Source organism: Legionella steelei (assembly GCF_001468005.1).
Classification (GTDB): domain Bacteria; phylum Pseudomonadota; class Gammaproteobacteria; order Legionellales; family Legionellaceae; genus Legionella; species Legionella steelei.
Genome location: NZ_LNYY01000019.1, coordinates 967261 through 985489, shown reverse-complemented (window position 1 = coordinate 985489; position 18229 = coordinate 967261). Strand labels below are relative to the sequence as shown.

Genomic DNA, 18229 nt, shown 5'->3' with positions numbered 1-18229 from the left:
CCTATTTTTTTAAACAAAAGTGCTTCTCATTATGACAGACTTATCTGCGCCTAAAAGTACTACGATGAGCCAGACAGATATGGCTCAAGATAAACTTAAAGGCTTACAAAAAGCAAAAATCGATGAAGATCGCTTCATTCAAGAATTATTTCTGTTTTTCCAAAAGATGCTCGCTTCAATTCTCAAAGGTTTAGTGGATCCCAAAGCGGAATTAACTGATCTTGCTAAAGATTGTGGCTATCAAGACCTGCCTACTGCGTTAAATTCTGCAAAAAACTCAAGCGGACAGTCACCATTAACTCAAGCCCTGCAAGGGCAAGATTTCTCTCTGGCGCAAACGTTACTTAATTCAGGCGCAAAATATGATGTTCAATCCATGGATGAATATGATCTTGCAATTCATAGCCAGCGTGGACAGCAGGCGCTTCAACAAAAGACCATAACTCCTCCTGAGGACTATGCTGCATCACGCCCAGATAAATTGCATGTAGTTAAAGAATTTGGGCTTGTACTGGGTATAGTAATGCAAAGTGTCGATAACACATCCTCTCAACGTGCGCATGTGGGCCCCACTTATCAATTGATGACTGATGCTGTAAAGGGATATAACCAGGAGTGTACGAAACAACCGGCTAAAAAAGATTTCGCGCAAATTGCAGATGCGTTCGATTTTGCAAATAAAAAAGCAGACTTTCAATTCAGTACTCCTGAAGGGAGTCCTGAAGCAGGGCGTGCGCTTTCTGAGCGAGTACAAGCAGGAAAGGTCACCTCGGTACCTATTAATTGTAAGGGACATGCTATGGGTTTATCTTTTGTGCCAGTTGAAGGAAACCCTGACAAAGTTTATTTAGTATTCACCAATCGAGGTGAGGGAGCAAAGGGAAAGTATGGGACGCAAATTTACGAGGTAGACAAAAAGGATGTTAACGCGGATTTTATAAACGGTGTGATGAGCGGCCACGATAAGGGGCTATCACATGGACAAGTAATGGATAAAATTCATCAGGTTACTAAAGGCCAACCTCCAATATCTACTATCGAGCAACGTGCACAGAAAGTTGATAATTGTACTATAGCAAATACACGTTCTAATATTCATGGTGTTCTTCTATGCCAAGAGGCCAATCGCAGAGGTGGCTTTGCGAATATGACTCAAGAGGTGAGAGATGACGTCAAAGGACGCTATAAAGAATTTACGAGTGATATGAAAGATAAGTGCGTCCAAAAATTGGAAAAATTGATAAAAGCCGATCCAGGAAATATAGATCTAAAAGGTCTGGCTAAAGGGTTTATGGACAAACCCAATCATAAGCATTCGGATATATTGCAAGCAGCGGTTTCTGATCATCAAGAACCAGTTGCCATGCGCTCTATGTAAGATGACAATTTGATTAAGCTATCACTGCTCAATGAACAAGTGCTTATCGTTCTGAAGAAAGCAATACCTTGGCGTTTTGTTAGGCGCTCGACTTAGCAGCAGTCTATTATTAAGTTAGAGGTTTCGGGATGACGTATTGTTGTTCTGAGGCGTATTGCTCTTCAGTGTTGCCGCTTGCACCTTTCAATGATAAGGGACTCGGTGGGTGTCATATTAAAAGCCAGGTCTAGTTTACTAAAGATTCTCTGTTTGTTGATAATCTTTAGCGCCAGCAATAATTAATTTGTATACCCGCTCACTGATAATGCCTTGTTCAAATTTCATTTTTGCATCCCAGGTCATCAGCTGACCTTTTTGGCGTACTAATTTACGAGTAGCAGAGGTTACGTCATTAGGATCGCTTTCAAGTAAAATATCTCGGACTTCTTCATCAAATACGAGATACTCTCTTAATGCAACCCTTTTGTCGTCTACGGTGGGCACAAGTTTTTGCCAAATACATAATCTTATTGTTTCCAAAATATCAATAGTTCGTCCTAAACGCTCTTCACCAGAGAATGAAGTGACAAGACGACGCATGGTTTCGGCCACGCCGGAAGTATGTAAAGTTGTATATACTGGGTGTCCAGTAAGTGCTGCCTCTAAAGCCGCGCTGATTGTTTCTGCATCTCGACACTCACCCACCATAATTAAACGTGGTTTACGCCGTAAAGCGTTTCTTACTCCATCTGCAAAGCTTGGTAAGTGACGTGGAATTTCTGATTGGCTCACGACGGCAGAGATGGTTTCAATTTCATCATAGACAAATTCGATTGGAGATTCATAGGTCAACACTTTACGGTTTGAATCCTCTGTTTCGATTAAGTCTCGAATGATGGACGCTAATAATGTTGATTTACCTGAACCAGTTGCCCCGGTGATAAATACAATTCCTTCTTGTGGGGCAACAGCTTCCAGCACGTTATCGGGTAGATTCATCGTCGCCAGTCTGGGGGGGGTTGTAGGAATCGTTCTTAAAGTAATCTGGATTGCATCATGACCTTCGACAAGACAAGCAGTACCATTGACACGGTAACGGTATCTGACTCCACGATTAGGACGAAACTCATAGTGCGTATCAATATCCTTACCTGAAAGGAGCTGGGTTGTGGCATTAGGGCCATATATCGCATTAATTAAATCACCGAGCTCTGTATTAGATAAACGACGATTTGTGATGCGTAAAAGCTTCCCATAAACCTCAGCGTAAATGGGTTCGCCGGTTTGAATTGTAATATCAGAAGCGTTTAAACGCTCAGTATGTTCCAACATTTTATCCATAAATAAAGGAGTAAAACGTGTTGGCTCATCAGGCATTAAATAAGTTTTATTATTCATACTTATTATCAGTGAATACTATTGTTGTCGTTAACCGGGGCAATTGTAGGCTGCCAGGACTTATCTGTTATTATAATTTTAGAACGATTTGCTAATTTTTCCATGTTTTTGAACTGCTCTAGCGCATTTTCATCTTTAGAAACTGCTGCTCGCCATTGGTCGCTGTTCACATTCAAGGCTGGCAATGCCGTAATTCTCAGAACTCTATCGTCAATATGAATTTCAGACGCATCACCGGTGATTCCCAAGTCTGTATGAGAGACATAAGGGGGGGTGACCATATTCATTGCTAATAATTTTCTGTAAAGGATCATTCCACTAAAATCTTCTTTGATACGGGCTATGTTTTCCTCAAGAATGGTATTAGCTTGATCAATACCGTTTTTCCAGCCTCTTGCTACGTACAGGCACCATATCTTCTTCTCTACCTTATTCTTAGGCAACAGAGTATAGTGAGGGTATTCTGGTTTTACATAATCTAGCCATAAATATTGCCGCCAAGTTGGTGGCGTGGTAACAAAATGAGCTTGCTTTGCTACTCTATAAGTACGATCAGAAATACGGATGGTTTGCGCATCGGCAAGATTAAGGGTATTTCTGCCTTCTAAGAGTACTGGGGGCAAAATGTTATGTTCTAGAATCAAAGAATTAAAATCATAAATGGCATCGAGTCTGCGCGTTTGTTTGATAAGTTGCTCATCAATAGCTTTGGCACGATTTGCCAGACCTGCTTGAGCGCCAAGACTTAAAGCAGTTTCTCGTAGTGCTGTTTGGCGTATTCTACCGTTTTGTTTTTTATTTCTTTCCTTTTGGGTTACATTGGCCATAGCCTGTAGCCCTGCTAATGAGTTCGTATCGCCCATATATTTTGATGAGTGACATGCAATTAATAAAGCAGACAATACAACTATTAAACTATGAATAAATTTTGGCATAGCGCAATTCAACAACTTGACTGTTAGGGTATACGTGAATACTGGCTTTCAACCCAGCTTGGTAATCAATATCACGCAGGAGTTCAGCTAAACTTTCATCTTTAGTATTAAGACTAATTAAAATTGGAATTGAAGGGGCTTTTCCTAAAACACGAAGCCTGAAATGTGCGGACTTGGCAATGCGGGCAGTTAACTCTTCAATAGGACCAGACCAGTCTACACTTGCTCTGGCTTGTAAGTTATACGCATTAGGTATGGTCAGTGTGTTGTCTACAGGCGGCGGTTGAATGACTTTTTGGACTCGTGCCATTTCATGCATGGAATCGCTTACAGATACTGCTGCTTCTGCTAGTTTAATTGTAGCATCATCACTAGGATTGTTCATTGGTGGTTTTTTAAAGAGCACAGCACCATGTTTACAACCTACAAGCAGGATTGAGGCAAGAAACAGCGTGACAAGCTTGTTGTTCATTCAATGTTCTTTAATGTCTGGAATTATTCGTTTGATTGAAACAGGAGCTAGGCTGCTTGTCAAGCCTATAAATAAGGAATTGTATGAATTTAAATGAAAATAAGTTCAGAAAATTTTTGACTTTAATTGTTTTGTAGCCTGGTTGTAGGAACGTGAACCAGGGGTATCGCATGCAACTTTAGCGCTCAAATTAGTTTCTCAAATAATGCATATACAACTTGTCCTGCTTGTTTGAGTTTTATTTGTCTCCATATTTTTTCATCCAAATGCAGCATAGAAGGGGACTCCACATAAACAAGGCCTCCACGTTTGAGAATATTGCTTTGTGCTATATAAGCAATACATTGGGGAAGATAGGTTTGCGCAAAAGGAGGGTCCAAGAAAATAATATCAAACTCTTCTTGAACACGCTGCAGATACTGTATCGCATCGGTCTGTAGTAGTTTAAGTTTTGGACTGTTAAATGCAGCGATTATCTTCTGTAAGCTGGCATGTGCTTTGGGTGATTGTTCAAGAAAAACAACGCGCGCAGCCCCTCGGGAGAATGCCTCCAGGCCTAAAGCACCACTCCCTGAAAAAGCGTCTAGGCAGTGGGCTTCTCTGATGTCATGCATCAGCCAATTAAATAACGTCTCGCGTACACGATCCGGGGTAGGGCGTAGGCCTTCTACATCTGGAAAATGTAGTTTTTTCCCTCGATACATCCCACCAATAATGCGAATGACTTGTTTCACGATTTACCCACAGTGACGAGTAACAATTTATCGGGATTGACTTGTTGTTGGAATGCTTGTTTTACTTGTTCACTGGTTATTGCATTAATGCGAGCAGTATAGCTGTCAAGGAAATCTTCCGGCAAATGATAAAAAGTCATTCGCAATAAGAGCGTTGCAATACTGCGATTACCGGATAACGAAAGTGGAAAACTACCAATAAGGTATTGCTTCGCAGCATTCATCTCTGCATCAGTAGGACCTTTATCAATGTAGGTTCGCAAAACATTCTGAATCACATTCAAGGCTTCTTTAGTTTGTTTATTTTTAGTTGATAAGCTAATAAGGAAAGGGCCATTTCCCGACATAGGAGCAAACTGACTTTCTATCCCATACGTTAAGCCACGTTTTTCCCTTACTTCGACTGCAAGTCGGGAAACTAAAGCTCCTCCTCCTAAAATATAATTTCCTACTAGGAGAGGAAAATAGTTGGGATTATGGTGATCAATACCGATCTGACCAAGGCGTATCATCGTTTGTGATGATGGAAATGGAATGTTTATTGTTTTTGCTTGGGGTAGTTGGGGGGCTTTAGGGATAGCAGGGGCTGCTTGTCCTTCTGGAAGTTCTTGAGTCAATTGATCGGCAAGTTGGTGTGCCGTCTTGCTATTCATTGCTCCGACCATAACTAAAATGGCATTTTTTGCAACGTAATAACGTTTATTAAATTCAATCACTTGGCTTTTATTTAGTGCATTGACCGTCGCAGCTGTCCCACGAACTGGATGTGCATAGGGATGCTGTTGATATAAAGCCTGGAAAAAATTGAGCTGTGCTACGTCATCGGGAGCATCTTGAGACTGTTCGATTGCCATAAGCTGTTGTTTTTTTTCTCTGGAAAATGCGGGGTCAGGAAAGTCGGGATGATTAATAATTTGAGTAAAGGTATAACCTGCTTTGGATAGAGCTTCTTGGGTAACTAAGGTTCTAAGACTAAATACCACCATATCTCTGTTGATTTCGACTTTATATTGAGCGCCTACATCAGCTAGAGATTCAGCTACGGCTGTTGCATTTTGGCCAGCATTTCCCTGATTCATCATGCTGCTGGTTAAGGCACTGAGCCCATATTGGTTTTCGTCATAGGCGGATCCTGCTGCAAAAGCGATGCATATATCCAGCATGGGTACTTCCATCGCCGGATAAAAAACAACTTGCACGCCATTTTTAGTTAACCATTTTTCGGTTTTAAATGTACTTGCAGCTACTGAATGTGACAGTCCAATCGTTATTGCCAAAATACATGCGCTAAAAATTCTCATGGTGCCACCTTTTGTGTTTGAGGTTCTAATATTGCAGTAGTCATATTCTTTTCTTGAAAATAACGTTGGGCGGTTTGTTGAATTTGCTGTGGCGTAATCGCATTGATTGCTTGCGTATACTCCTCGCTTTTTTTCCAACCAATTCCGATTGTTTCTAAAAGACCTAATTCTGAGGCTTGCCCGTAAATGGAATCTTTTTCAAAAGTTTTTTGTGCAATGATTTGATTTTTTATGCGTTGTAATTCAGTTTCACTAACCAGATTTTTTTTCAAATCATCTAATTCAGTAAGAAGTCCGCTTTGTAAATCGCCAATCGTATGATTTTGGTTAGGAGAACCATATACGATAAACTGAGTTTGATATCTTGTGTAGGGGTTATAATAGCTATTTGCATCATTAGCAATGTGTTTGATGCGAACTAAATTTTTAGAAAAACGCGCGCTTTCACCTGCGTTTAAAATTCCCGTGATAATTTCTAAAGCGTAAGGTTCATATGCTTTTTTTGCAGTATTTACACTGGGAACTGAGTAGCCCATCATGAGTAGCGGTAATTTTGCTGCAGTTGTTTGAATATGAACAATTTTCAGGCCTAACTCAGGTGGCTCTTTTTTTAATTTTCTTTCAGGAATAGGTTGTTTTGGCAACGCCCCAAAATACTGTTCTGCTAAAGTGCGAACTTGTTCTGGGTTAACGTCTCCCACAACAACTAAAGTCGCATTATTCGGCGCATAATATTTTTTATACCACGCTCTTAGATCCTCAACATTCATCTGTCTCAAATCACTCATCCAGCCAATCACTGGATGATGATAAGGAGCACTTAAGTGCGCAGTAGCTAAAAAGCGCTCAAAGGCTAGTGCTTGTGGATTGTCATCTGTGCGCAGGCGCCGCTCTTCCTGGATTACTTTAATTTCTTTAGCAAATTCATTAGTATCAAGAAGCAAATGATTCATACGATCTGCTTCTAGCTCAAAACTGGTAGCGAGTTTTGATGCATCTGTTTTTTCAAAAAAAGCGGTATAATCATTACTAGTGAATGCATTAGCTTGAGCACCAATTTCCGCTATGGTTTTGGAAAAAACACCTAAAGGAAATTTTTCAGTGCCTTTAAACATCATATGTTCCATTGCATGGGATAAGCCTGTAATCCCACCAGGCTCATCAGCGGAACCTACGTTATACCAAATCATTGATACTGCAATAGGAGCACGGTGATCTTCTTTCACTAATATTTTTAATCCATTATTCAAGATAAACTCTTGAACTTGGCTAAAGGTCTGGCAAGATAGTATCATGAGTAAAGTAAACAGTATTTTGCGCACAACTTAACCTCAAAGTAAAAAAGATGATAGAATTTCATATTTTTCAGGATTTGTATACTATATGATTAAATGGTTTAAGCGAAGTCATGATTCCACCTCTGCAGAGCCCGATAATTCACAAAGTGCTGCTGACTCGTTGCCTCAAGTTTCTGTGGATGTAACGGAACCGGAACAAGAGCTTGTAAAAGAGGGGATTTTTGCACGGTTCAGAAAAGGATTAAGTAAAACACGTCACCAGCTAGGTGATGGAATTGGGCGATTGTTGTTAGGTAAAAAGGAAATCAGCCAAGATTTGTTGGATGAGCTAGAAACGCTTTTAATCAGTGCTGATTTGGGTATGGAGACTACTCAAACTGTATTAAATCAATTGGCTGAACGCTTGGCTCGTAAGCAGTTATCAGATGGCAATGCTGTTTATGATGCGTTGAAATCTCATTTACAATCCATTCTAGGTGAAAGCAACCAAACGCTAACTTTAGAAACTGCTGACCATTCGCCATTTGTTATCTTAATGGTGGGCGTGAACGGTGCTGGGAAAACGACGACTATAGGGAAATTAGCGAAACAATTTCAGCGCCAAGGTAAAAAAGTCATGTTAGCGGCGGGAGATACTTTTAGAGCTGCTGCAGTGGAGCAATTGCATGTTTGGGGGGAGCGAAATGATATCCCCGTGATTGCCCAGCATACAGGCGCAGATAGTGCCTCAGTGATTTTTGATGCGTTGCAAGCAGCAAAAGCGCGTAAAGTAGATATCTTAATTGCTGATACTGCTGGTCGGTTGCATACGCAAGGTAATCTCATGGACGAATTAAAGAAAGTAAAACGGGTATTACAGAAGCTTTGTCCCGAGGCTCCTCATGAAACAATGTTGGTATTGGATGCAAGCATAGGGCAAAATGCTCTAGTTCAAGCGCGGCAATTTAATGAAGCAGTTGGGTTGACTGGGATTACCATGACTAAATTGGATGGAACAGCTAAAGGTGGAATTTTGTTTGCTATTGCGAATGAACTAGGAATACCCTTTCGTTATATAGGGATTGGTGAAGGGATTGAGGATTTAAGACCCTTTGATGCAGCGCAATTTGTTGGTGCACTATTCAATGATCACATTTGACCAAGTAACTAAACGTTATCCAGGTGGTTTTGAAGCATTAAGTCAAGTGAATTTTTCCTTGCAGAAGGGAGAAATGGTTTTTCTTACTGGACATTCAGGAGCAGGGAAAAGCACCTTACTGAAATTGATTGCTCTTTTAGAATGGCCTACTTCGGGCCAACTCACAGTAAATGGTTTACGTTTGAATCAAGTAAAAAAACGTGATGTTGCTGCGCATCGCAGCCAACTGGGTATTACTTTTCAATCACCTTACTTACTTAATGATCGTACCATTTTTGATAATGTTGCCCTACCTTTACAAATTCAGGGTATGGCACATCCCATGATTGCCAAAAGAGTGCACGCAGCCTTGGATATGGTGGGTTTACTAAGCAAGGAAAAAATGCTTCCCGCCCATTTATCAGGAGGTGAGCAGCAACGGGTGGGCATTGCACGTGCAGTTGTGCATAAGCCTTCATTATTATTGGCAGATGAGCCAACAGGAAATCTTGACCCCAAACTTTCTACAGAAATCATGGCTATTTTTGAACAGTTTAATCAAGTAGGCGTAAGTATCTTAATCGCCACACATGATTTGGCATTGATTGCCGGAATGAAACACCGTATTGTCATGTTAAAAGGAGGCCGAATGTGTTAAAGCGAGCACAAGCAATCCTCTCTTATCACCTGCAGGCGGCAATACAAAGTTTAAATTCATTATGCCGCAAACCTTTGGCAACGATGATGACTTCTATAGTGATCGCGATCGCCTTAGCATTGCCGGCTCTTTTTTGGGTATTTTCTGATAATGTAGCCAAATTAACTGCAAACTGGCAGCGCGGCGGACATATATCTCTTTATTTAAAACCTGGTTTATCTGAAGCGGAGCAGCAGCTTGTTCTTCAAAAAGTGCGCGCAACAGATGGTGTCGCTCAAGTAACCTTAAAATCATCCGCTGATGGTTTGTCGGAGTTAACTCAGCAAGAGGGCATGCAGGATATTATGCGCTATCTTCCTGAGAATCCTTTGCCTGCGCTAATAGATGTTGTACCGGCGTTGATTATAGATTCACCTGCAAAACTGGATATGTTAGCGCGGCAATTACAATCTGTATCGCATGTTGAAAATGCAAAAGTCGATATGGAGTGGATAAGTCGCTTGCATGCTTTGTTAGGGTTTGCTGCTAAGTTTGCAGATGCATTATTGGCTTTATTAGCAATGGCTGTAATTATGATTGTAGGTACTACCTTGCGTTTGGCACTGCATAGCCGACAAGAAGAAATTCAAGTCTTAAAATTAATTGGAGCAAAAGATCCTTTTATTCTCAGACCATTTTTGTATTCAGGAGTGTGGTACGGTGCGTTAGGGGCTATTTTTGCTATTTTTATGGTTAATATTTTTATTTTCAGCCTGGGAGCGGCTGTAAACCAGCTAGCAGTTGCCTACCAAATGCACTATCCGTTAACCGGATTGTCAATGCGGCAGATCTTGCTACTTGTTTTATTTGCAATTATACTAGGATGGATGGGAGCGCGTTTATCTGTAAAACGTCAATTAGCCTCCATAGAACCTCAATTATGAGTTTTGTCTTATTCTCACCTAATTTGTACAGAGAAATTTTAGAGGAAGAAGCATGAGTCAATATTTGCAACTTGCCGAAATGAATTTACCTGTGGGCAGTCTTGATTCGTATATTCACAGGGTCAATCAAATTCCTATGTTAACTTTAGAGGAAGAGATTGCCTATGCCGAACGTTTTCATTCTGAAGGGGATCTTGAGGCCGCACGTCATTTGGTTCTTGCGCATTTGCGTTATGTTGTTCGCGTAGCCCGTGGTTATTTAGGCTATGGTTTGCCTCTGAATGATTTAATTCAGGAAGGTAATATTGGCTTGATGAAGGCAGTAAAACGTTTTGACCCTAAGATGGGCGTACGCCTCGTCTCTTTTGCAGTGCACTGGATAAAAGCAGAAATTCATGAATTTGTTTTACGCAATTGGCGTATTGTTAAAATTGCGACAACCAAAGCACAACGCAAGTTATTTTTTAATCTTCGCCAAATGAAAAATCGTTTGGGCTGGATGAGTCGCGAAGAAGTGACCGCTGTAGCACAAGATCTGGGTGTAACCTGTGAAGATGTGTTACTCATGGAACAACGTTTAAATGCGATGGATACACCTTACGATGCTCCTGATGCTGATGAGCATGATGAATTCTATACGGCACCTGAGCGGTATTTGTTTAATGCGAATGATGATCCTTCAGTCATGTTGGAAAAAGAAAGTGCGGGAGAACAAGGCCGTGAGAAGTTAATGCTTGCTCTAGAGCAATTAGATGAGCGTAGCCAGGATATTTTACAACAACGCTGGTTAGCTGAAGAAAAACTGACATTACATGATTTGGCTAAAAAATATGGCGTATCTGCTGAGCGAGTCCGACAGCTTGAAAAAAATGCAATGAAAAAATTGCGACAATATATAGAAAGTGTTTAAAATCATGTGGTGTTGGCCCAACACCACAGAGTCATTCCAGAAAATCACAAACCAACCGTTCTACTCGTTCGTCCAATAAGACGCTCACATGATTTGCATCAGGAAGCAGACACAGTTTGGAGTCAGGGTATTTTTTACAGAATTCTATCGATTCTTTAGTACTTATCGTTTCATCAAGCTCCCCATGGATGCATAAAAAAGGGATATGGGGGTATTGAGAGATGAAATTGTGTAAGCGCACCAGCGTAATGTCAAAGCGTGCTTGCTGCTTCATTACCTGGCGTAGATGCAGATATCCATGTCCACTTAATTTAAATTTTTTGGCAATTTGGTTAACGGGGCTACGCATTTGAGTTGGTGATGCAATTAAAATCGCCCGTTCGGGCTTATGCTTTAGCTGCCATTCGGGAAGTTGGCCAGCGACATTCAAGGTATTGAGTAACATAGAGCCGCCAAAAGAATGCCCGATAACTGCATAGAAAGGACCATATTGATTGATTGTATTCTTTAAAATCGCAACCGCATCAGTCCATGGTAGTTGAAGTCCTTTGGCTTCGCCATGTGCTGGAAAATCAAGAGCATATACTTCATAGCCTTGTTGATGTAGCGTATGGATTAAGCGTGCCATATAAGCTGCGCGAGATATCCATCCATGGGTAATCAGTATTTTTTTCCCTTTTGCATTTTTTTGTGCCGCAAAACGATGCAATACATGATGGCGTGGAAATTCATTATGTATTACCTCGGTACGTCTTCCCTCCACAAACTCACAAGCCAATTTTGCAAAATCTCTATATTGTTTTTCCACCGGGAAAAAAATAGGTGTAATAAAAGCCTGATAACACAACTGTGCATGTAAAATATCGCGTACATGAAGTAATGATGAAGTTATCATGATTATATTCCCTTCAGAGTTTACTTTAAGTTTAGTCCAAAAAAGAATAAATTATCTTTGTTTTTTCTATGCATTGTCCACGATGAGTTCATACCAAGCAAGATACACAGAAGATGATGTTTTTTCTCAAAAAAATAAATCAAGAGAATCTGTAATCAGCAGATATAAAATAATCTGCCTAAATAATAATTAATGTATTTCATAACTTTATCTCTTGGGCTCAATTTAATAAACTAGGGCACATTAAGCGTTTAATTTTGGTTTATTTTAGGGAGCTTGGAATGCACACTTCAAATTATATTTATCATGATCATGGGTTGGAATGTCATGGTTTTGCAGCTTATGATAAGGCTTTTTCTGGTCCTCGCCCTACGGTATTGGTCGCTCATGACTGGTCTGGTCGTAATGAGTTTGCATGTGAGAAAGCCAAATTACTCGCTCAGATGGGGTATGTTGGCTTTGCGATAGATTTGTATGGTCATGGTCAACTTGGTTCCACTACTGAGGAAAAACAAGCACTCATGAATCCATTAGTTTCTGAGCAAAATTTATTACGTCGTCGTATTCAAGCGGGATTAACCGCTGCATGTTCTATGCCTGAAGTGGATAGTAAGCGAGTTGCAATTATTGGATTTTGTTTTGGTGGCTTGTGCGCTCTTGAGTTAGCACGTTCTGGTGCTGATCTTAAGGGAGTGGTAAGTTTTCATGGTTTGTTGCATAAACCTGGTAGTCTAAAGTCTGAACCCATTAAAGCCAAAATTTTAGCTCTGCATGGCTACGACGATCCTATGGTTCCGCCTGAAACAGTGCACGCATTTTGTAAAGAGATGACTGATGCCAATGTGGATTGGCAAATGCATATGTATGGGCATGTACAACATGCTTTTTCGAATCCGCTGGCGCATGATATGCAATTGGGCACCATTTATAATGAGGTTGCTGCACACCGTTCTTGGCAAGCCATGACCCATTTTCTGCAGGAAATTTTTAGGTAATGAGTTGTTCTTCTTAGTCGAGAGAGGACTAGATTAGGGTCTGTAAACAGGCCCTAGTAGCATTGAAAATAAATATTGAAAAAAATTATTTCAATAGGCTCGATTGTAATTCGACAAACAATTATAATCCCCAAAATTATAGTCTTACTTCTGTGTTTTTTTCCATAAGCCTTTTACTATTGATGCTAAATATAATATATTGAGAATAAACGCTCTTGCTCGCTTTTTTTGTTAAAAATAAGCAATTAAATCAATTAAACTGTGGAAAAATAGCGCAATTAGTAGGAGTCAACCAATTTGAGTTTTTCACCCGGTTATAACACTATGCAATTGCATCATTTTTTTGAAAAAACAGTTGATAATTACTCAAGCAACATCGCATTGATTTGTGATAACGCTTTTATTTCTTATCAAGAATTAGAACATCGCGCAAATCAATTAGCTCATTTCCTTTCCGAGAACAAAATATCCAAAGGAAGTATTGTTGGTATTCTATTAGAACGCTCTGTAGAATGCTATGTTGCAATACTCGCTACTTTGAAAACAGGTGCTGCTTATGTACCTATTGAAGTGGATTATCCTGATGAGCGTATTAACCACATTTTTTCTGATTTGCCTTTCAATGCAGTTTTAACGTCTTCCGTGCAAGCCCAAAAAAATCTGACATGGCCTACTACTTATAGAGTTGATGCGCTTGCTGACGAAATTTCTAAACGCCCTGCACAAAGGTTGATTCAAGATGATTTGAATCCCGATGATTTGTGTTACATCATCTACACTTCAGGTTCAACAGGAAAACCTAAGGGAGTGGAAATTACGCATCGTAGCATTTGTCACTATGTAGACGTTGCGAGCACACTTTACGATATAACCAGTAATGATAGAGTATATCAAGGATTTTCTTTAGCATTTGATGCTTCTTTAGAAGAGTTTTGGATGGCTTTTGCTAATGGTGCTGCTCTTATTGCGTGTACGACAAAAGAAATCCGTTCAGGCTTAGGTTTAATTTCTTTTTTACAACAACACCGTGTTAGTGTTTTTTCAACAGTGCCTACTCTATTGTCTACGTTAGAGGGACAATTGCCTGATTTGCGTCTTTTAATTTTGGGCGGAGAAACCTGCCCGGCTACGTTAGTCGCACGTTGGAGTAGAGACGGTCTAAGGATAGTCAACACGTATGGTCCTACTGAAGCAACGATCATCGCGACTTATGCAGAATGTCATTCCGACAAAGAAATCACTATTGGACAACCTTTACCAGGTTATGAAGTACTGATTGTGGATGAACAATTGCGAGAAGTGGCGGATGGTGAGGAGGGTGAGTTGTGTATTGCAGGGATTGCTTTGGCGCGTGGTTACGTCAATCGTCCCGAGAGTACGGCGGAAAAATTTGTCCTCAATCCAGCAAACAACAATCAACGTTTATATCGCACAGGTGATTTGGTTTCCAAAGCGCCTAATGGGAACCTGCGTTTTGCAGGGCGAGTGGATGATCAAATAAAATTACGTGGATTTCGTATTGAACTAAACGAAATTGAAACCGTGATCATGCAATATGCTGGAATTAAGCAAGCGGTAGTTTCTTTACAAGAATTGGAACAACCTACCCTTGTTGCTTATGTGCTCCTTGATAACAATCATGTGCTGGATGCAAATGAACTTAAAATCTTTTTAAGAGCGCGCCTACCTGATTATATGCTACCTGCATTAATTGAAATTATAGACAATTTTCCTGTGTTAGCGAGCGGCAAAGTAAACCGAAAAAAGTTGCCCAAACCGGCACAGCAAAAGATAGACAGTATTTATAAAGCACCTGAGTCTGAACTTGCTCGAGAAATTGCTCATGTCTGGGAAAAGGTGTTTGATTGTATCAATATTTCTGTAACTGCAGACTTTTTTTATGATTTAGGTGGGCACTCGTTACATGCGGCTAAAGTGATTTCTAACTTACGCAAAATACCTGCGTTAAAGAATATCTCAATTCTTGATTTGTATAAAAATCCAACAATTGGCCAGTTAGAGCAGAAATTTAATGACCCTAATGCCAATCCACAAGTAAGCGAAGAACAAGCGGCCAAGAAAAAATATAGAGCACCGCAGTGGAAGTATTATTTGTGTGGTGTTGGTCAATTTTTTGGATGCTTGTTGCAATATGCAGTAGGTACCTTACAACTATTGGCCGTTATTTTGTGTTATAGCTGGGTGAGCTCTGAGTATTCAATTATTTCCAGAGAGTCACAGCTTGCATTTTTAGCCTTGTTTTTATCTATGCCCATCATTTCGTTATTTATTACGATCTGTTTGAAGTGGATATTACTTGGGCGAGTGAAACCAGGTGAATACCCGCTTTGGGGGTGGTTTTATTTTCGCTGGTGGCTAGTACAAAGGCTGCTTAAGAATTTGTTTTTAGGTAAATTTTTGGTTGGTTCCCCATTAGCAGCTATATATTATCGATTATTAGGAGCCAAAATAGGGAAGAACTGCCATTTGGGCTCTATGCAGGTTTCTGCTCATGATTTGTTAACTATAGGAGATAATACTTCTATAGGGGCCGACTGTAGACTTAACGGCTATATAGTTGAAGATGGCTGGTTAAAAATAGGTACTATCAACATAGGCAATAATTGTTTTGTAGGCTCACGTGCGGTTGTGGGTTTAAATACACAGATCGAAGATAATGGGATTTTGGATGACATGTCCATGCTTCACGATCAAGGTTTAATTCCTCAAGGGGCTTATTTTTCTGGTTCTCCTGCATTGCCTGGTATGGCTCCGGTTGACCACATAACCCGGAAAAAGATTGCGGTAGAAGAGTCTACTATGTTGGAAAATACTCTTTTCGGTATTTTGCATTATTTAGGCGTCGTTTTTGTGATGGTAGTGTATTACCTATGCTTAATTCCTTCCATCTCTTTGATCAGTTATTACTACGATCAAAGCCATTATTTTACTACGATGTTTTTTGCAATACCTTTAGGGGCAATACTCTTCTTAGTACTATACTATTTATGCATAGTGATCTGTAAAAAGATCATTATGGATAAGATAAAACCTGGCGAATATCCCTTAAAGAGCTTTTATTATTTCCGCCACTGGATCATGGTGAAATTATTGGATGGTGATGAAATTTCAGTAATGGCGGACACCTTGTATTTACCTATGTTCTTACGCTTACTTGGTGCAAAGCTAGGCAAAGGGGTCGAGATGGGAGAAACCCCCCATATTATTCCTGACCTAGTAACTATTGAAGAAGGTGGATTTACCGCCAGTTCCGTCGCTTTAGCTTGGCCTAGCGTTTGCAATGGTTTTATTTCTTTTGCTCCAGTAACTGTTGGACGAAGAGCTTTCGTAGGTAATGTAAGTTTATTGTCTTCAGGTAAGTCGATGGGAGAAGGTGCCTTATTAGGATGTTTATCTGTGACGCCACCAGGAGACAAAGCAAAGGAGCCTCATTCTGCTTGGTTGGGTTCGCCGGCAGTCTTTCTGCCAAAGCGAGAGTTATTTGTTGGTTTTTCTGATAAGGATACGTTTTATCCCTCTAAAAAACTCTATCGTATGCGTCTAGCTATTGAGTTTATACGAATTATTTTACCATCAACATTCTCATTGATTGCGTTATTCAATATGCTTTATGTTTTAGATTATATGTTAAGCGAATACTCTTGGCTTACTACAGCTCTGGTTTTACCTCCAGCTGAAATGTTCTTTACAGTCTGCCTTGTTGGTGTATTGGTCGCGCTTAAATGGCTTATGCTCGGTAAATTAAAACCTTTAACCAAGGCTATTTGGGATCCTTTTATTTGGAAAAATGATGTTATTGAGTATTCATATAACTATTATACGAACCCGCATTTAACGAACAAAGTTTTAGGAACTCCTTTTGCACTTTGGATACATCGTTGTTTAGGAACTAAAGCCGGTAAAAGGATTTTCACAGACAGTGCTGAGTTTTCAGAGTTTGATTTAATTACGATAGGCAATGATGTATGCATTAACGCTGAGACAATCATTCAAACTCACCTTTATGAAGATAGAATATTTAAAGTCTCTAATGTGACTATTGGTTCGGGTTGTAATGTAGGGGTTGGTTCAATTGTTCTCTACAATACGCTAATGGAAGAAAACTCTTCTCTCGGCAGCCTTTCTTTATTGATGAAAGGTGAGCGTTTACCTGAAAATACCCATTGGTCGGGAATTCCCGCTCAATCGACTGCTCTTGGAACCCAACATCAGCAAGTTGCTCGACAACCTGCGGTTACTGAAGGCGTTTCAGGCGAAGCAATTCCCGAGTTGTTGTAACCTGATTGCAGGCAACCAGGATTTCAAGAAATGCATTTATTGGATCCTGGCTGCAAACAGCCAGAATACGTTGCATTAAGATAAGTTCAATTTTCAGCTAATCCCTTACCCTAATAAGTAATTATCAATAAGTCTTATGTTGCCAATTCGTATTGCCGCAAAACGGCGATTTAGGTGCTCTTCAACATATTCTACAACAATCTCTCTTGCTGTTAATTGGTTGATGATTTGCGCACATGTTAGTTCTTTTTGTTGAAATAAGGCGGCAAACTCTTCAGCTAACGCTTTTTGCGCGCCATCAAGGCGGTTGTTGCGTGAGCTGTAAGCCAAGCCACTTGATTCACGAATGGTTGGGCAGGCCTTAATTTCGATGTCCATAAACAAGGCCTTAACCATGCCTTGAATTAAGAGGTATTGCTGATAATCCTTTTCCCCAAAATAAGCTCGATGCGGTTTGACCAAGTTGAGCAATTTCATTACTACAGTTAATACTCCATTAAAGTGTCCTGGTCTATGCGTCCCCTCCATCAGTTGGCAAAGTTGCTTTTCCTGAATCTGGTAATTGTATTTATCAGCATACATTGATTGTTCATTAGGAAGGATGCAAAAATCAACGCCAGAATCTTCCATAATCTTAAGATCGGCTTCTAAAGTGCGAGGATAATTATTAAAGTCGTCAGCTTGATTAAATTGCGTTGGATTGACAAATAAGCTTGAAACAGTATGGTTGTTTTCTTTGCTGCTGGTTAAAAACAATGACGCATGTCCTGCGTGTAAATTACCCATTGTTGGTGCAAAGCCAAGTGTTAATTGGGGAGATAAAGTTTTACGAAAGCTTATCCATTCGTCAAGATTGTGGAAAATTTGCATGGTAACTCCTATGAAATTATGGACGCATTCACACAATAGAGTTGTCATCGGCATTGTAGCCTGGGTG

Annotated in this window: 15 protein-coding genes; 7 read left to right on the top strand and 8 right to left on the bottom strand. The window is 40.1% G+C overall.

Going from position 1 to position 18229, the window contains the following annotated elements; genetic code table 11:
• The first annotated feature begins 31 nt into the window (after nucleotides 1-31).
• On the top strand, nucleotides 32-1378 hold the full coding sequence (gene ankD, locus Lste_RS08445; RefSeq protein ID WP_058510594.1) for a Dot/Icm T4SS effector AnkD/LegA15: 1347 nt from the start codon (nucleotides 32-34) through the stop codon (nucleotides 1376-1378).
• 234 nt (nucleotides 1379-1612) lie between these two features.
• Here ankD and dotB read toward each other — a convergent pair whose 3' ends face one another.
• The 6 genes from dotB to Lste_RS08415 form a co-directional block, all read right to left on the bottom strand.
• Entirely contained in the window at nucleotides 1613-2755 is a 1143-nt protein-coding gene (dotB, locus tag Lste_RS08440) for a Dot/Icm type IV secretion system ATPase DotB (RefSeq protein WP_058510593.1), read from the bottom strand.
• Between the two features lie 8 nt (nucleotides 2756-2763).
• Complete coding sequence (locus Lste_RS08435) at nucleotides 2764-3690, bottom strand: type IV secretion system DotC family protein (RefSeq protein ID WP_058510592.1); 927 nt, start codon at nucleotides 3688-3690, stop codon at nucleotides 2764-2766.
• Entirely contained in the window at nucleotides 3671-4162 is a 492-nt protein-coding gene (dotD, locus tag Lste_RS08430) for a type IVB secretion system lipoprotein DotD (protein ID WP_058510591.1), read from the bottom strand. The genes Lste_RS08435 and dotD overlap by 20 nt, the downstream gene beginning before the upstream one ends.
• Nucleotides 4163-4347: 185 nt before the next feature.
• Entirely contained in the window at nucleotides 4348-4896 is a 549-nt protein-coding gene (gene rsmD / locus Lste_RS08425; protein WP_058510590.1) for a 16S rRNA (guanine(966)-N(2))-methyltransferase RsmD, read from the bottom strand.
• Nucleotides 4893-6197 carry a M16 family metallopeptidase gene (locus tag Lste_RS08420; RefSeq protein WP_058510589.1) on the bottom strand — a complete coding sequence of 435 codons (1305 nt, stop codon included), beginning with the start codon at nucleotides 6195-6197 and terminating at the stop codon, nucleotides 4893-4895. Before Lste_RS08420 ends, rsmD begins: the two co-directional genes overlap by 4 nt.
• Nucleotides 6194-7519, bottom strand: a complete 1326-nt coding sequence (locus Lste_RS08415) for a M16 family metallopeptidase (protein WP_058510588.1) — start codon at nucleotides 7517-7519, stop codon at nucleotides 6194-6196. Before Lste_RS08415 ends, Lste_RS08420 begins: the two co-directional genes overlap by 4 nt.
• A gap of 61 nt (nucleotides 7520-7580) precedes the next feature.
• On the opposite strand from Lste_RS08415, the gene ftsY reads away from it, so the two are divergent.
• The 4 genes from ftsY to rpoH are packed head-to-tail and all read left to right on the top strand — an operon-like array spanning nucleotide 7581 to nucleotide 11103.
• Nucleotides 7581-8633 carry a signal recognition particle-docking protein FtsY gene (ftsY, locus tag Lste_RS08410; RefSeq protein WP_058510587.1) on the top strand — a complete coding sequence of 351 codons (1053 nt, stop codon included), beginning with the start codon at nucleotides 7581-7583 and terminating at the stop codon, nucleotides 8631-8633.
• Complete coding sequence (ftsE, locus tag Lste_RS08405) at nucleotides 8620-9270, top strand: cell division ATP-binding protein FtsE (protein ID WP_058510586.1); 651 nt, start codon at nucleotides 8620-8622, stop codon at nucleotides 9268-9270. The genes ftsY and ftsE overlap by 14 nt, the downstream gene beginning before the upstream one ends.
• The gene (gene ftsX / locus Lste_RS08400) at nucleotides 9264-10193 is read left to right on the top strand and encodes a permease-like cell division protein FtsX (RefSeq protein ID WP_058510585.1); all 930 of its coding nucleotides are present in this window, start codon (nucleotides 9264-9266) and stop codon (nucleotides 10191-10193) included. Before ftsE ends, ftsX begins: the two co-directional genes overlap by 7 nt.
• A 52-nt stretch (nucleotides 10194-10245) precedes the next feature.
• Nucleotides 10246-11103, top strand: coding sequence for an RNA polymerase sigma factor RpoH (gene rpoH, locus Lste_RS08395; protein ID WP_058510584.1), 858 nt, complete (start codon nucleotides 10246-10248; stop codon nucleotides 11101-11103).
• Nucleotides 11104-11134: 31 nt separating this feature from the next.
• On the opposite strand, the gene Lste_RS08390 is transcribed toward rpoH, so the two are convergent.
• The gene (locus tag Lste_RS08390) at nucleotides 11135-11998 is read right to left on the bottom strand and encodes an alpha/beta hydrolase (RefSeq protein ID WP_058510583.1); all 864 of its coding nucleotides are present in this window, start codon (nucleotides 11996-11998) and stop codon (nucleotides 11135-11137) included.
• A gap of 281 nt (nucleotides 11999-12279) precedes the next feature.
• On the opposite strand from Lste_RS08390, the gene Lste_RS08385 reads away from it, so the two are divergent.
• Both Lste_RS08385 and Lste_RS08380 read left to right on the top strand, forming a co-directional pair.
• The gene (locus Lste_RS08385) at nucleotides 12280-12993 is read left to right on the top strand and encodes a dienelactone hydrolase family protein (protein ID WP_058510582.1); all 714 of its coding nucleotides are present in this window, start codon (nucleotides 12280-12282) and stop codon (nucleotides 12991-12993) included.
• Nucleotides 12994-13290: 297 nt separating this feature from the next.
• Nucleotides 13291-17292: a Pls/PosA family non-ribosomal peptide synthetase gene (locus Lste_RS08380; RefSeq protein ID WP_237760452.1), complete on the top strand. Its 4002-nt coding sequence runs from the start codon at nucleotides 13291-13293 to the stop codon at nucleotides 17290-17292.
• Nucleotides 17293-17397: 105 nt separating this feature from the next.
• Here Lste_RS08380 and panC read toward each other — a convergent pair whose 3' ends face one another.
• On the bottom strand, nucleotides 17398-18162 hold the full coding sequence (gene panC / locus Lste_RS08375) for a pantoate--beta-alanine ligase (RefSeq protein WP_058510581.1): 765 nt from the start codon (nucleotides 18160-18162) through the stop codon (nucleotides 17398-17400).
• Nucleotides 18163-18229: the final 67 nt, after the last annotated feature.